This window comes from Pelodictyon clathratiforme (assembly GCF_982375515.1).
The window spans coordinates 1656392-1671038 of record NZ_OZ455102.1 but is presented as its reverse complement, the minus strand read 5'-3'; the positions used below and the strand labels follow the sequence as shown (position 1 = coordinate 1671038).

The 14647-nt window shown below is 50.7% G+C and carries 11 protein-coding genes; 8 read left to right on the top strand and 3 right to left on the bottom strand.

All coding sequences use genetic code 11. The features are described from left to right. The first annotated feature begins 22 nt into the window (after window positions 1–22). The 4 genes from AC56AD_RS07995 (at window position 23) to AC56AD_RS07980 (ending at window position 6041) form a co-directional block, all read left to right on the top strand. The gene (locus AC56AD_RS07995; RefSeq protein ID WP_012508318.1) at window positions 23–3217 is read left to right on the top strand and encodes an NACHT domain-containing protein; all 3195 of its coding nucleotides are present in this window, start codon (window positions 23–25) and stop codon (window positions 3215–3217) included. Window positions 3218–3418: 201 nt separating this feature from the next. Further along, window positions 3419–3784 (top strand): DUF1801 domain-containing protein, encoded by a 366-nt coding sequence (locus AC56AD_RS07990; protein ID WP_012508317.1) that lies wholly within the window; start codon window positions 3419–3421, stop codon window positions 3782–3784. 145 nt (window positions 3785–3929) lie between these two features. Continuing rightward, complete coding sequence (locus tag AC56AD_RS07985; protein WP_012508316.1) at window positions 3930–4463, top strand: hypothetical protein; 534 nt, start codon at window positions 3930–3932, stop codon at window positions 4461–4463. Window positions 4464–4577: 114 nt separating this feature from the next. Next, complete coding sequence (locus AC56AD_RS07980) at window positions 4578–6041, top strand: aminoacyl-histidine dipeptidase (RefSeq protein WP_041526778.1); 1464 nt, start codon at window positions 4578–4580, stop codon at window positions 6039–6041. A gap of 52 nt (window positions 6042–6093) precedes the next feature. Here the strand turns inward: AC56AD_RS07980 and AC56AD_RS07975 are convergent, their stop codons facing one another. After that, window positions 6094–6321 carry a hypothetical protein gene (locus tag AC56AD_RS07975; RefSeq protein WP_012508314.1) on the bottom strand — a complete coding sequence of 76 codons (228 nt, stop codon included), beginning with the start codon at window positions 6319–6321 and terminating at the stop codon, window positions 6094–6096. A 348-nt stretch (window positions 6322–6669) separates the two neighbouring features. On the opposite strand from AC56AD_RS07975, the gene AC56AD_RS07970 reads away from it, so the two are divergent. Then, window positions 6670–7584: a DUF1848 domain-containing protein gene (locus tag AC56AD_RS07970; protein ID WP_012508313.1), complete on the top strand. Its 915-nt coding sequence runs from the start codon at window positions 6670–6672 to the stop codon at window positions 7582–7584. Here the strand turns inward: AC56AD_RS07970 and AC56AD_RS07965 are convergent. Both AC56AD_RS07965 and AC56AD_RS07960 read right to left on the bottom strand, forming a co-directional pair. Further along, on the bottom strand, window positions 7562–9829 hold the full coding sequence (locus AC56AD_RS07965; RefSeq protein ID WP_012508312.1) for a heavy metal translocating P-type ATPase: 2268 nt from the start codon (window positions 9827–9829) through the stop codon (window positions 7562–7564). The genes AC56AD_RS07970 and AC56AD_RS07965 overlap by 23 nt on opposite strands. Before the next feature lie 224 nt (window positions 9830–10053). Then, a complete protein-coding gene (locus AC56AD_RS07960; RefSeq protein WP_012508311.1) occupies window positions 10054–11643 on the bottom strand; it encodes a peptide chain release factor 3 in 1590 nt (529 codons plus the stop codon). Between the two features lie 280 nt (window positions 11644–11923). On the opposite strand from AC56AD_RS07960, the gene AC56AD_RS07955 reads away from it, so the two are divergent. The 3 genes from AC56AD_RS07955 to AC56AD_RS07945 all read left to right on the top strand — a co-directional run bounded on the left by AC56AD_RS07955 (window position 11924) and on the right by AC56AD_RS07945 (window position 14646). Further along, the gene (locus AC56AD_RS07955; RefSeq protein ID WP_012508310.1) at window positions 11924–13249 is read left to right on the top strand and encodes an alanine/glycine:cation symporter family protein; all 1326 of its coding nucleotides are present in this window, start codon (window positions 11924–11926) and stop codon (window positions 13247–13249) included. Between the two features lie 110 nt (window positions 13250–13359). Further along, window positions 13360–13893 carry an inorganic diphosphatase gene (locus tag AC56AD_RS07950; protein WP_012508309.1) on the top strand — a complete coding sequence of 178 codons (534 nt, stop codon included), beginning with the start codon at window positions 13360–13362 and terminating at the stop codon, window positions 13891–13893. 234 nt (window positions 13894–14127) lie between these two features. Beyond that, on the top strand, window positions 14128–14646 hold the full coding sequence (locus AC56AD_RS07945; RefSeq protein ID WP_012508307.1) for a KdsC family phosphatase: 519 nt from the start codon (window positions 14128–14130) through the stop codon (window positions 14644–14646). Window position 14647: the final 1 nt, after the last annotated feature.

Below are 14647 nucleotides of genomic sequence, written 5' to 3'. Positions count from 1 at the left end.
GTAACCTTAACCGACAAGTACGATGCCTGAGGCCGGAATACGAAGGGTGAAAATTCTTGTTGCTTCACCGGGTGATGTTGAAAGGGAGCGAAAAATTGCTGTTGAGGTTATTCAGGAATGGAACATCCTCAATGGCGGTGAGCAAAAGATGGTGCTTGAGGCGGTGCTTTGGGAAAAACATGCTGCGCCTGAAAACCGGGGAGAGGGTGAGGGGCCCCAAGAGCCGATTACTCGACAGATTGTTAATGGCTGCGATTGTGCTATCGGTATTTTCTGGAATCGCATAGGAACACCCACACAGAGGGCTCCGGGAGGGGCCGTTGAAGAGGTTCAGAGGATGATGACCATTCTGAAAAGACCGGTTATGCTCTATTTTTCTGATATGCCAATTGCGCCAAGCAAGATTGATGATCAGCAAAAAGCTCAGCTTAAAGAGTTCAAGGCGGCAATGAAGGTCGATGGTCTGGTTTGGGAATATGATACCATAGAGGACTTTCGCACTGATCTGTCCCTTCACCTCGACATACAGATTCGCAACTGGTTCTGCACACCCGGATCTGTGGTGACGAAAGAACCCATACCAGCGAATGAAGAGTTACGCGCTGATGAAGCTGATTTAGATCTCTACCACTCCATAGTGAAAGAGGAGTTGGGCTATATTCGTATGCTTGGCATGCCGGGTATCGAGAGCATCAAGGTAAACCTCAATGAGGAGACCTTTGTGCCACTGCGCCTTTCCAAAAACCAAAAGGAAGACTCCTCTTCAAAACACCAGGAGGCCCTTGAGGAGCATGAAGGGGATGCTCATATCCTCTATCCTGACGAAATCATGAAGCGGGCATTCAGGAAGCGCCGTATGCTGCTTGTTCTCGGTGACCCAGGCGCTGGCAAAACTACCCTTCTCAAGTATTATGCCTTGTGTGCCCTTGAACAGAGTTCGAAGCTCGGATTTGCCGTCACTCCAAAGCTCTTCTATCTGCCACTCCGTGAACTTGTCCGTGACAAAACAGGCAACAATTTCGACTCCCTTCCCGCAAATCTTGAAAGTTGGGTTGCCAGACACCATCACACCATTCAAACGCCTCTTTTCGATAAATGGCTCAGGAGTGGCGTCTCTCTGGTGCTGTTTGACGGGCTCGATGAAATCAGCAATACCAGGGAGAGAAAAGAGGTCTGCCGATGGATTGACCGCGCATGGAGCGGCTTTGGAACGGCCCGCTTTGTGGTTACCTCGCGTGCAACCGGATACCGCAAGGAGGAGGGCATAGAGCTTGAAGTTGATCACGAACGGGCCGATGTGCAGGATTTTACTCCAGTGCAGCAGGAGCGGTTTTTACGAAACTGGTTCACCGCAGCATTCCTGAGGGATCCTCGTGAAGAGGGGGATGACGAAGCAAAGTGGGAAGCGAAGCAGAGGGCAGATGCCGAGAGGCGAACCACAACAATGGTTGCCTATCTCAACATCGAAAAGAACAAGGGTTTGCGTCAGCTCGCCGCCATACCCATGATGTTGCAGATCATGGCCATTCTTTGGAAGGAGAGGGATTTTATGCCGGAAAACCGTCTGAAGCTCTATGAGGCCTCACTCGACTATCTGCTTGAATTTCGCGACAAACGGCGCAATATCAAACCGCTTCTTTCAGCGACCCATGCCCGGCAGGTTCTCGCTCCCGTCTCACTCTGGATGCAGGCAACCCTCCAAAAAGATGAAGCCCCCAGGGCCGATATGCACACTGTCATGCAGGAGTGGCTCGACACACTCAATACTTCAGAGAGTTCTCCTGATGCTGCAACATTTTGCGATTATCTGGTCAAACGTGCCGGTCTGCTGGTTGATTCGGTGGGCAAAGAGTACCTTTTCCGACACAAATCATTTCGTGAATACCTGGCAGGAGTTCAACTCAAGGAGGATCGCCCCTATGAGCAGCTCCAAAAACTGGTAACTCATTTTGGGGAGGACTGGTGGAGTGAGCCGCTCCGCTTTTTTATTGCATCGGTTGATGCATCTGTCTTTGACGCTTTTATGGAAAAGCTTTTCAACTCCCCGCAGAGTGAAGAGCTGAGCGTAAAGCAGCAGTTGCTGCTACAGACAATCATGGAAGAGGCGAAAGGGCAGAAGGTTGATGCCTTCTGTAAAAAACTGCTTGACCCTGAAACCACAGCAAACCGTCAGCGGGTGATTCTCGACTGTCTCAAAACCATCAGGAAATCCGCCGCACTCAATCCGTTGGAGCAATTCAGGGCGCTGAAACTGGCAAAAAACAGTGATGTGGCCAGTCGTGCTGAAGGGGTGATTCTTGCCCTGGGAGGTATTGCGCTTCTTTCTGAAACTGAAGAGTCGGGGAGTGGCAAAACAAAATCATACCGTAATCCGAATGAAGAGCGTGCAGAATATATCCTGATTCCGGGAGGCCGTTATCTCTACTCGGTAACAGAAAAGGAAGAGCGTGTTGAAGATCTGTACGTTGCCAAATATCCGGTAACCAACAGGCTCTACCGCACCTTCATTGCCTCGTTGCAGGCAACAGGGGCTGGGAATACCCGATTCAGTGCAGAGCTGGAGAGGATTGCAGATGAGAGTGTTTGGGGTGCCGGGTTTGGCGATTATCTTAAGGAAGGCAAGAACAAGTTTTCCCTTTTTTCCCGTGACAAGTACAACCTTGCTGCACTCTTCCATTCGAAGTTTGATGAAGATCGTAAATTTGGCGGAGAGCAGCAGCCGGTTGTTGGTGTTACCTGGTATGACGCCTGCGCTTACTGCCTGTGGCTGTCGATGGCTGAAGGGAGGGAACGGAAGTATCGACTTCTGAGTGAGGTTGAGTGGGAGTGGGCCGCAGGAGGAAAACAGGGAACAAGTGGCGAGAGAGTGCGCCCGTATCCCTGGCCGGAAGAGAGGGGGAGGGCGAAACGAACATCAACACTGCTTAATTGTAATCAGAATGTTGGCGCTACAACACCGGTGGGCAGTTATCCTGACGGAGTTACTCCCGAAGGGCTTTACGATATGGCGGGCAATGTCTGGGAGTGGTGTCTTGACTGGTATGCAGAAAACGGCACATTCATAAATCCACTCCTTTCTGAAACCGGTTCGTACCGTGTAATTCGTGGCGGGGGCTGGGACGACAATGCCAAGAGCTGTCTGTCGGCGTTTCGGGGCGGTAGCCCCCCCGGCAACCGGAGCAACAATGTAGGCTTTCGCCCTGTTTTCGTCCCGTAGTTAGTTAGCAGCTCATTCCGGACAATCAACAAAACCCACCGCAGGTGGTACGATGATTGGAATCAATATATTGCATTGATCCGCCAGTTGCTTGAACAGCATAACACGATTCGTTTTGAGTTGTTGTATGGCTTATTGGCAATAAAATTGAACGCTCTGTTACTGTAATTGCTTTGTCAACCGTTGGAGAACCTTTGCTTGATGATGAGTGATAATAAAGTTGAGCGCCTGCTGGAGGAGCTGCAGATCATGAATCCTGCAGGATACGAACTGGTTCAGGCGGCAAGGCAGGTTGTTTACAGCGTCGTGCCGAACGCCTCGGAGCGGGTGATGTATGGCGGGTTCATGTTTTCCGGGGGTGAGCAGTTCTGCGGCGTCTTTGCATACAAGGAGCATGTAAGTGTCGAGTTCGGTCGCGGGTGCGATCTTCAGGATCCGCATGGTGTGCTCGAAGGCAGCGGAAAACTGCGAAGGCACATCAAACTCTTCACACCAACCGACATAAAGGCGAAGTTCCTTGAGCTGTATGTCGATGCTGCCCACAGGCAATGTGATATCTTCTCCTGAAAGAGTGCCCACCCCTCTTCTGCGTTGATTTTATTTACCGGTTTCTGATGAAATTGCTCATGCCGGAATCTGTTTTGCGATGGCTATCTTGTGAAAACAGTTTTGCCGGTTTTGCGGACCATTCATCAAGTCATTTATAATTTTTATGGAAACCAGTGCTTCGAGGGAGCTTCTAACCGATCTTTTTGAGGAATATGTTCAGTGGTATTCGACTCTTGCCGAGGAGCACGGCACCCTGCCTCGCTCGATTTCAGGTGTTGCCGAAGATGGACGCCAGTTTCTCTTTCTGCTTGACGCTCTGGAACTGCACCACATGGTGCGCAACAAGTTTGTCCGATTCGTGCTTGACGAGTTAACCTCCGTGGCTTATGCCTATGGGTCGCTCGATATACGCGGAGAGAGCGATGAGGGAGAGTTGGTGGAGCTGCTTGATATTGTGGCCGCCGATGCGGAGCACTATATCATGGGGAGCTGGCAGGTGATACGCTCTCAGGATGGCAGGGTGACCGATCTGCTGCATCGGGGCAGCAGTGAAGGCGACGATACTGAAAAACATCCGGGGACATGGTTTCTGACCGGTTCCATCCGTTTTTCGGAAATCGAAAAGGCCAGATATGGCGCTCTCCTCGAAGAGGCGAAACCGCAAATCATCTTCAAGGAGCGGAATGCTGCGGAGTGATATCATGGAAGAGAGAGCGGACAATCGCCTTGCATCTGATTGGCCGGGTGGTTGCTGCCTGCATTGCAAACGTGGAGGGGTCGTAAACAGTGTATTCAGGGGAGAGCATGGATGATGAGTAACTATATCAGGGAGTTGCATCCGCAGGATTTATGGAACAATTTTTACCGTTTGACCCGGATTCCTCGTCCTTCAGGGCATGAGGAAAAAATCAGGTCGTTCATTGCTGATTTTGGTAAGAATCTTGGGCTGGAAACCAGCGTTGACGAAGTGGGAAATGTCATCATCCGGAAGCCTGCAACTGCAGGAATGGAGATGTGCAAAGGGGTCATCCTGCAAGCCCATCTTGATATGGTGCCGCAGAAGAACAGCGGCACGTTGCATGATTTTGAAAATGATCCGATTGAAACCATTGTTGATGGCGATTGGGTGCGTGCCTGCGGTACTACTTTGGGGGCCGATAACGGTATTGGTGTAGCGGCTGCCATGGCAGTGCTTGAAGCAACCCTGCTGCCGCATGGCCCCATTGAGGTGCTTTTCACCAGCGATGAGGAGAGAGGTATGAGCGGAGCCATCGGGTTGAAGCCCGGTCTGCTCAAGGGCGAGATTCTGCTGAATCTCGATTCGGAAGATGATGGTGAACTCTGTATCGGTTGTGCTGGTGGCGTCAACGGGACAATGAGCTTCAGTTTTAACGGAGAAGCTGTTCCGGCTGGTTATACAGGGTTCAGCATCACGGTAACCGGGTTGAAGGGAGGGCACAGCGGCGTGGATATTCATCTGGGTCGCGGCAATGCCAACAAGATCATGAACCGCATCCTCTTTGAAGGTCATGCACGCTGTGGATTGCTTCTGGCTTCAATTGATGGCGGAAGCCTCCGTAACGCTATTCCGCGTGAGTCGATAGCCACGGTAGCGGTTCCTGTCGCCGGGGTGGAGAGCTTTCTTGATGCTCTCTCCGTAGTGAGCGGGAAGATCAAAGATGAGCTTTCATTGACTGAGCCAGCGCTTTGCATTGAAGCGATTCCTGCTGAAACCCCGGAGATGATTATTGAAGAGCCTGTTTTTGTCAAGCTGCTCAAGGCGGTTTATGCTTGCCCGAATGGGGTGATGCGCATGAGCAGCGAGATGGCTGGACTGGTTGAAACCTCCACGAACCTTGCGATTGTTCGATCGAGCCATGCTGCTCTTACCATTGAGTGCCTCCTCAGAAGTTCGGTGGATTCTGCGCGTGAAGAACTTCAGGTAATGATCAGCTCTCTTTTCGATCTGGCCGGGGCGCGCTCGCTATTCGACAAGGGATATCCTGGTTGGAAACCCAATCCTGATTCACCGATACTGAAGAAGATGCGGGAAATCTATATCGCATCATTCGGGAAAGTTCCTGAGATAAGGGCAGTTCATGCTGGTCTGGAGTGCGGGATTATAGGCGGCACCTATCCTGCGCTCGATATGATCTCTTTTGGTCCGACCATTCGTTATCCACATTCTCCGGATGAAAAGGTCAATATTGCATCGGTGCGGAAGTTCCGGGATTTTCTTCTGGAGATACTCGGCAAGGTGGCAATCGAAAGGTAACCTCACCTTGCGACTTGTGGGGCAAGGTGAGGTTATTGGGAAGAACGGCTGTTTACTTTTTCGGGGTTATAGCTGATGTAACGGCTGTTGAAACGCCCTGGATGATCTGAATGGCCGTGTTTGCTGTGCTGGTGATGATTGTTGCGCAGAGATCGGTGCAGGTCTGGACGATCGAAGTAGCTGAAGCGACCCCGTTAGCCAGCGTGTCAGCAATATTCTGTGCCAGAGTGCCAACCGCAATGAAGAGGTCGGAAAAGACGCCACCGTTTTCGTTTGCCATAATGGATATGTGTTTAAGGGATAAGGGAAGTTGTGCTTGCAAAAATCTGTTGTGGTTCTTCCGTTTTGCTGCATGGCTGAAAATGGTGTTGATTTTCCATTCACGCAGTTATCGACGGTAAATATAACATAATTGCACGAAGGAATACAGCGTCTGATTTCAAAGAATTTTCTCTTGCATGTTTTTTTTATCGGTCTTACCCTTGAGTGGTGAGATCTTGTTTTGGAATTTTCTGCACAGGGAGCCTCGGATGAGCCCCTTTTCTTATGGGTTGTATATGTTGTCTCCCTCTGCTGGTAAGTACACGATATCAACAACGTCCCCAAATTGGAATACAAATTGGAATATATGATTATCAGTGCGAGCAGGAGGACGGATATTCCGGCGTTTTTTGGTGAGTGGCTGGTGAATCGCTTGAGGGCGGGGGAGGTGCTGGTGCGTAACCCTATGCAGTCGAAGCAGGTGAGCAGGATTTTGTTGACTCCTGAGCGTGTCGATGCTCTCGTTTTCTGGACGAAGAATCCTGAAAATTTTCTCTCATCTTTGCCGGAGATTGATCTTTTGGGGTACTCCTACTATTTTCTTTTTACGCTGACGCCCTATGATGCTACGCTTGAGCCTGGCGTTCCGGATAAAACAAAGATGGTGGAGCTCTTCAGGCAGCTTTCACGACTTATCGGCCCTGAGAGGGTGGTATGGCGGTACGATCCGGTTGTGTTGACCCATCGATTTACTCCTGCCTGGCACACAGCGGCGTTCAGCCGACTTGCCGGAGAGCTCTCTGGCTCTACGGAGCGCTGCATTATCAGCTTTCTTGACGATTATCGTAAAATCAGGAGCCGTATGCGCCCTCTCAACTATACGTTGCCTGACAAGGGGTTGATGGGTGAGCTGTCGGGCCAGTTTGCTGCTGACGCCGCGCGAAGTGGTATCACGCTCTATACCTGCAGTCATGATATTGACCTCTCCTCTCATGGCATCATGCACAGCCGCTGTATTGATGCCGCTCTTGTTGAGCAGATCTCGGGCCGTAGCGTGTCGCGGCGGGTTAAAAAAGCAAAAAGCCAGCGCCATGCCTGCGGATGTGTTGAGAGTCGCGATATCGGTGGCTATTCAACATGCACCCATGGCTGCCTCTACTGCTATGCGGTTTCCAGCCAGGAAAAGGCCTGCTCCAATCGTCGGCTTTATGATCCTCTCTCGCCAATGCTCTGTGATCATCTGAGGGGAGACGAAATCATTACGACAGCTTTATCCTCTTGAGCCGCAGCGAATTACTGACTACCGACACGCTGCTGCCTGCCATGGCAAGACCGGAAAAGACCGGGTTCAGGAAGATGCCCCATACTGGGAAGAGTGCTCCGGCGGCAAGGGGAATGCCGATGCTGTTGTAGATAAAGGCCCAGAAAAGGTTCTGGCGTATCACCCGCATGGTGGCGCGAGAGAGGGTGATGGCTTGTGCCACCTTGTTGATGTCTCCCTTGAGCAGGGTAATTCCGGCGGATTCCATGGCTACATCGGTTCCCGTAGCCATGGCAATGCCTACGTCAGCCTGCGCCAAGGCAGGGGCGTCGTTGATGCCATCTCCGACCATCACCACCTTCTTGCCCAAAGCCTGTAACTCCCTGATCTTTTGCGCTTTTTGCCGTGGTACCACTTCGGCGATCACCTCATCGATGCCGACCTGTTGCGCCATGTACTTTGCGGCTGCGTGGTTGTCACCGGTCAGCATGATGACCCTGAGCCCTTTGCGGTGCAGCGCCTGAATGGCCTCTTTTGCCTCCTCCTTGACGGTGTCGCTCAAGGCAATCAGCCCCTTGCAGATGCCGCTCTCTTCAATGATGACCACCGTCTTTCCCTCTTCCTGCAGCTTTTGAAGTTCGGGTAACTTTTTTTCACTCTCAACCGGTTTACGAACAGTTACAGAGCGGTTTTCGATAAATGCCGACACGCCAATCCCTTCGAATGCCCTGAACTTTGTAATCTCTCCCGGAGTGAGGTTTTGCTTTTTTGCAGCCTCTACAATTGCCTCGGCAAGCGGATGTTCCGAGCGCTTTTCTACGCTTGCGGCCATCTGGAGCAGGGAGGCCGGTGTGGACTCTTTGTGGAGTACGATGATATCGGTGAGTTGCGGATTGCCGGTTGTGATGGTGCCGGTTTTGTCGAAAACGATGGTGTTGACGGAGCTGAGCTTTTCAAGGCTTTCTGCGTTGCGGATAAGGATCCCGTATTCAGCCCCTTTGCCGATGCCGACGATGATGGCTGTCGGTGTCGCGAGCCCCAGCGCACAAGGGCAGGCAATCACCAGAATGCCAACCATGCCCATGATGCCGTAGGAAAGTGCGGCTGAAAATCCAAGAGCGGAGGAGCCTATGGTCAGCCAGATGAGCAGTGTGAGCAGGGCAAGAATCAGAACCACCGGCACAAAGATACCGGCGACCTTGTCGGCAATCTGCTGTATGGGCGCTTTCGACCCTTGGGCCTCTTCGACCATCCTGATGATACGTGCAAGAACGGTGTCCGGGCCGACGTTTGAGGCGGTGAAGGTGAATGATCCCTGCTTGTTGATGGTTCCTCCGATCACCTTGTCGCCAGCTTTTTTGTCAACTGGTATGGACTCGCCGGTCACCATGGATTCGTCAATGGAGGAGTAGCCCTCTGCAATCGTGCCATCGACCGGGAGCTTGCCGCCGGGTTTGACGATAACGAGGTCGCCTCTTCTGACCTCTTCGACCGGAATTTCAATCTCTTTTCCCTCTCTCAAAACAAGTGCTGATTTTGCCTGGAGATTGATCAGTTTTTCAATGGCCTCTCCGGTCTTCAGCTTTGAGCGGGCTTCAAGATATTTGCCGAGCAGGACAAAGCCGATCACCACAATGGTTGTGTCAAAATAGGTGTAGTCAGGTGCGTGCAGGAACGCTTTCACCGGAGGGATGAGGGTGATGAGTGCGCTGTATAGGTATGCCGTCACGGTTCCGATACCAATGAGTGTGTCCATGCTTGCGGCGCCGCTTCTGACAAACATCACAATTCCGTGAAGGAAGGGAGCGCCTGTGCGGAAGACCATCCATGTTGAAATGAGCATGAAGAAGAGGTTCAGAAGCTCCATGGAGAGGGGCAGGTGCGGAATGAGGTGGAAAAACATAGCAGCGATACCCCACATCATAAGGAAAAATACCAGCAAGGCAACAGGCAGGGTAAACTGCACTTTTCGTAATTGCTTGTGAAGCTCCCTCTCTTTTTCTGCTCTCTTTTTTGCAGCATCAGAAACCACATCTCCTCTTTCTGTCGTCGGTTGCTCCGCTTCAAGGGAGTAGCCGTACTTATTGACAATCTCATTCAGCGCTTCGGCTGTCAGGCTGTTGTTGTCGAACTCCAGTTTTGCTGTTTCTGTTGCAAGATTGACATTGACCTCTGTAATGCCTTCAACCTTCGAGAGCTTCTTGGTGATGATGGCAGCGCAGCTCGCGCAATGCATCCCCTTTACGGTGTAACTTTTGGTCGTCATGGAGAAGGTTTACCTGATATTGATTTCACCACGCGGCTTTGGTGAAGAGCAGTGTGTTTGTTGAACCTCCCTGAACCAGGCCTTGAGCGGTTGTTCAGCATCGGAGTGCCCACTCCGGAACTGAACCAGATGTTTTCGTGAAATAACTCTCAATGCCTTTACGGGTTACGGTTTTGCCGTTACATATCGTTGACCTTGTTTCTGGTGCAGAGCATGATTCGTTTTTACCCCTCGGTCTTGAACTCCGACGTGGTGTGGAACTCAAGTTCGGGATAATCCTCCCTGGCAGTTTTCATCATCCATTCGCTCTCGGCGAAGAATACAGGATGATCTTCCTTGTCGTGTGCGATGGCGTTCCATTTGCGGCGAAGAAACTCTTCGAGCATCTCCTTGTTGGCACTGGTAACCCAGAATGCCTTTTTGAAGCGCAGGGGAGTGAAGTCGCACTGGGCGCCATATTCATGTTCCAGACGGAACTTGATGACGTCGAACTGCAACTCTCCAACCGTGCCGATAATTTTGCGGGCGCCGTGCTGGATGAAAAGCTGTGCAACACCCTCTTCGGTGAGCTGGCGCACCCCTTTGTCGAGCTGTTTGGCCTTCATCGGGTCGCGGTTTTCAAGCGCCTTGAAGATTTCAGGCGAAAAGCTTGGGATTCCACGGAAGTGCAGCTCTTCACCCTCGGTCAGCGAGTCGCCGATTTTCAGGGAGCCGTTGTCGTAGAGGCCGATGACGTCGCCTGGCCAGGATTCATCCACCACACTTTTTTCGTTGGCCATGAACTGGGTCGGGCTTGAAAAACGTATTTTTTTCTTCAGCCGGGTGTGGTAGTAGAATTTGTTGCGCTCGAAACTGCCGGAACAGATCCGGAAAAAGGCGGTGCGGTCGCGGTGGTTGGGGTCGAGATTGGCGTGGATTTTAAAGACAAAGCCGCTCATTGCCTCTTCTGAGGCTTTGACGATGCGCTCGGTTGCCTCCCGCTCATCGGGGCTTGGCGCGACGGCAAGGAATGTTTCGAGGAGCTCCCTGACGCCGAAGTTGTTGATGGCGCTGCCGAAAAAGACCGGAGCGAGCAGGCCGGAGCGGTAGGTCTCCTTGTGAAATGGTTCATAGACTCCCTCAATCAGGGCAACATCTTCCCGGAGTTTTTTGCAGAAACTTTCAGGGATCCATTTCTCCAGTTCAGGGTCGTTCAGGTCATTGACCCGAATATTGCTTTCGCTGATGCGGGTAGTATTGGCATCAAAAAGGTTCAGCTCTTTTTTGTAGAGATTGTAAACGCCTTTAAAGGTCTGGCCCTGGCTGATTGGCCAGGTCAGCGGCCGGACACTGATTTGCAGCTTGTGTTCAAGTTCGTCGAGCAGTTCAAAAGGGTTGCGCCCTTCACGATCCATCTTGTTGATAAAGATGATGACCGGAGTCTGGCGCATCCGGCACACCTCCATCAGTTTTTCTGTCTGTTCCTCAACCCCTTTGACGCAATCCACGACAAGAATAACACTGTCGACAGCGGTCAGTGTTCGATAGGTGTCTTCAGCAAAGTCTTTGTGGCCGGGTGTATCGAGAATATTGACCCGTTTTCCGCCATATTCAAACCCCATGACCGATGTAGCTACGGATATTCCGCGCTGCTTTTCGATCTCCATGAAGTCGCTGGTTGCAGTCTTGCGGATCTTGTTGCTTTTTACGGCGCCAGCGGTCTGAATGGCGCCACCGAAGAGCAGAAATTTTTCTGTCAGTGTTGTTTTCCCGGCATCAGGATGGCTGATGATGGCAAATGTTTTCCTTCGTGCGGTTTCCTTTATTAAATCCATTATGGGTATCGGCTCTCTCTTTTCCGGTGTGCTGCGGTCACGGGGTGTTGTGAAAAAATGGCGTTATTCGCACTGATTCCCTGCAGTCTGCTCCATGCTTTTTGCAGCACATGGCAACGGATGGCGGAATCACGGCTCTTTGGTGGCAAAGATACAAAGAACCATGTGAATAAACAGAATCTCTCTTTGCTGGTCGCTTTTGTCGTTCAGGAATATCATCTGATTGGTTATTTTCAGAAAATTACAATAAATCCGAAATTTCATAACTCTTGGAGGTGCCGTGGCTACTCTTGAAAAAGTATTGGATCAGATCAGCGGTTATGTATGGGGAGTTCCCTTGCTGGTGCTTCTTTTCGGGACACATCTTTTTTTGACCTTTCGGCTTGGTTTCATCCAGAAGTATACTTTCCGGGCTATCAGGATGTCGTTCACCAGAAGCAGTGAGGGTGAAGGGGAGATCAGCCATTTTGGAGCGCTTGTTACGGCGCTTGCAGCAACCATAGGAACCGGCAATATTGTTGGTGTTGCTACAGCCGTTGCTGCTGGCGGTCCGGGGGCAGTGTTATGGATGTGGCTGACCGGTGTCTTCGGTATTGCTACCAAATATGCAGAAGCGGTGCTTTCTGTGAAATATCGCACGGTTGCAGAGGATGGTACGGTTTCGGGAGGCCCGATGTATGTTCTCGAAAAAGCGATGAAGATGAAATGGCTTGCCGTGCTTTTTGCTCTTTTCACCTCCGTGGCTGCTTTTGGTATTGGTAATATGGTACAGGCTAATTCCATTGCGACGATGGTTCAGCATAACTTCCATGTCTCCACCTGGATAACCGGTGTTGTGTTAACCGTTTTTACTGCGGTTGTCATTATCGGCGGCATCACCTCCATTGCAAAGGTCTGTGAATATCTGGTTCCCTTTATGGCCTTCTTTTATGTGGCCGGCTGTATCGTTCTGCTTTTTTTACGGCAGGAGACTATTCTTGATAGCATTCAACTTATAATTTCATCGGCGTTTACCGGTCAGGCAGCAATGGGCGGGTTTGCAGGAGCCGGTGTGAAAGAGGCGATGCGTTTCGGTATTGCCCGAGGTCTCTTTTCCAACGAGTCCGGGCTTGGCAGCGCTCCGATCGTTGCTGCGGCAGCCCAGACCAAACATCCGGTAAAACAGGCGCTTATCTCCTCAACCGGTACCTTCTGGGATACGGTAGTGGTCTGTCTTGCGACTGGAATTGTTGTTGTCAATTCCGGTATGTGGCAAAGCGGGCTGAAAGGAGCTGAACTAACCAGTGCCGCTTTCAACGAAGTTCCCTACATCGGCAATGCTGTCTTGACCTTTGGCCTCCTCACCTTTGTTTTTTCCACCATTCTTGGCTGGTCTTATTATGGGGAAAAGGCAATAGAATACCTCTTTGGCAAAAAGCTCATTATGCCCTATCGCTGGGCATGGGTTGCTGCCGTTATGGTTGGTTCTGTTGCTTCGCTGCAGATTGTCTGGACCTTTGCCGATATTGCCAATGGCCTTATGGCGCTGCCCAACCTGGTTTCCCTGATTGTGCTCAGCCCGGTTGTTGCTGCAGAAACAAAGGACTATTTTTCTCGTCCGCAATAATGGTGAAAAGTACAGATTCCTTGTTTTATGCGCGTATATAGGTTGCCGGACTTTGAAAAAATTGCTATAATGGCACAGCTTTTTTAACCGAATATAAGCCCGTTCAAGCTATGAATTTTAATCCCTGGCACGATGTTGAGATAGGAGAGAATCAGCCGAATATCGTCAATGCTATTATCGAAATTTCAAAAGGCAGTAAAACGAAGTACGAACTTGACAAAAAAACCGGTATGCTGAAGCTTGACCGGGTGCTTTATTCCGCTGTTTTCTACCCTGCAAATTACGGTTTCATTCCAAAAACACTTGGTGATGACCATGATCCGCTTGATATCCTTGTGATTTCCCAGTCGGACATTGTTCCGCTTTGCATGGTAAGGGCAAGGGTTATTGGTGTCATGCGCATGGTTGATCATGGAGAGGGCGACGACAAGATTATTGCCGTTGCTGAAGATGATATCAGCATGAGCAACGTTCACAATATTGATCAGTTGCCACCCTACTTCACCTCGGAGTTGCAGCACTTCTTTGAAGAGTACAAATCACTTGAGCAGAAGACTGTTCTTGTCGAAGAGTTCCAGAGCGCAGAGATTGCCCGCCAAAGTATTGTTCATGCTATTGACAATTACAGAAAAGTTTACTGTTAAGCTGCGCTTTTCCTGGTACGCTTTGTGAAGATGTTGATGAAAGGCGGTCATTGTCGAGGCAATGACCGCCTTTTGCATCTGCTGGAGGCGCTGGTTGCGACGGAAGTACACGTAGTCAACAACGTCCCCCTGATTTTTTTTGAAGTGGTGGAAAAGTCATATATTGGCCGGGTAAAAATGTATTGCGTTGCCACAGTTTTTTCTCACATGAATGGCTGAAATGCTTCACCTCTTATGCTGTCATTAACGATTGGGGAACTTGCGGAAAGGGCCGGGAAGATAAAACTTGTCATTTCCGACAATGATGGTGTTTTTACCGATAACGGCGTTTATTATTCGGAGAGGGGAGAGGAGATGAAGCGTTATTCCATCAGGGATGGGATGGGCGTGGAGCGGCTGAGAGATAGAGGTGTTGATACCGCCATCATGACCGGTGAGGTTTCGCCGAGTATCAAGCGGCGTGCTGAAAAGCTGGGGATGAAGAGACTCTATCTTGGTGCCAGGGAGAAGTTGCCGTTACTTGAGAGGGTTATGGCTGAAACCGGACTGCAACGGCATGAGCTGGCCTATATTGGTGACGATGTCAATGATGTGGAAATTATGAAAGAGATTGCTTTGGAGGGATTGACAGCGTGCCCGGCAGATGCGACCATTTTTGTTGAGCCATATATTCATTATCGGGCTCATGCTGATGGCGGCTACGGTGCATTCAGGGATTTTGCAGAGTGGTTGATCATGCTCCGAGATTCCTGAC

Coding starts and splice junctions, on each gene's coding strand:
- AC56AD_RS07995 (WP_012508318.1), top strand. CDS start 23: ATGCCTGAGGCCGGAATACGAAGGGTGAAAATTCTTGTTGCTTCACCG.
- AC56AD_RS07990 (WP_012508317.1), top strand. CDS start 3,419: ATGATGAGTGATAATAAAGTTGAGCGCCTGCTGGAGGAGCTGCAGATC.
- AC56AD_RS07985 (WP_012508316.1), top strand. CDS start 3,930: ATGGAAACCAGTGCTTCGAGGGAGCTTCTAACCGATCTTTTTGAGGAA.
- AC56AD_RS07980 (WP_041526778.1), top strand. CDS start 4,578: ATGAGTAACTATATCAGGGAGTTGCATCCGCAGGATTTATGGAACAAT.
- AC56AD_RS07975 (WP_012508314.1), bottom strand. CDS start 6,321: ATGGCAAACGAAAACGGTGGCGTCTTTTCCGACCTCTTCATTGCGGTT.
- AC56AD_RS07970 (WP_012508313.1), top strand. CDS start 6,670: ATGATTATCAGTGCGAGCAGGAGGACGGATATTCCGGCGTTTTTTGGT.
- AC56AD_RS07965 (WP_012508312.1), bottom strand. CDS start 9,829: ATGACGACCAAAAGTTACACCGTAAAGGGGATGCATTGCGCGAGCTGC.
- AC56AD_RS07960 (WP_012508311.1), bottom strand. CDS start 11,643: ATGGATTTAATAAAGGAAACCGCACGAAGGAAAACATTTGCCATCATC.
- AC56AD_RS07950 (WP_012508309.1), top strand. CDS start 13,360: ATGAATTTTAATCCCTGGCACGATGTTGAGATAGGAGAGAATCAGCCG.
- AC56AD_RS07945 (WP_012508307.1), top strand. CDS start 14,128: ATGCTGTCATTAACGATTGGGGAACTTGCGGAAAGGGCCGGGAAGATA.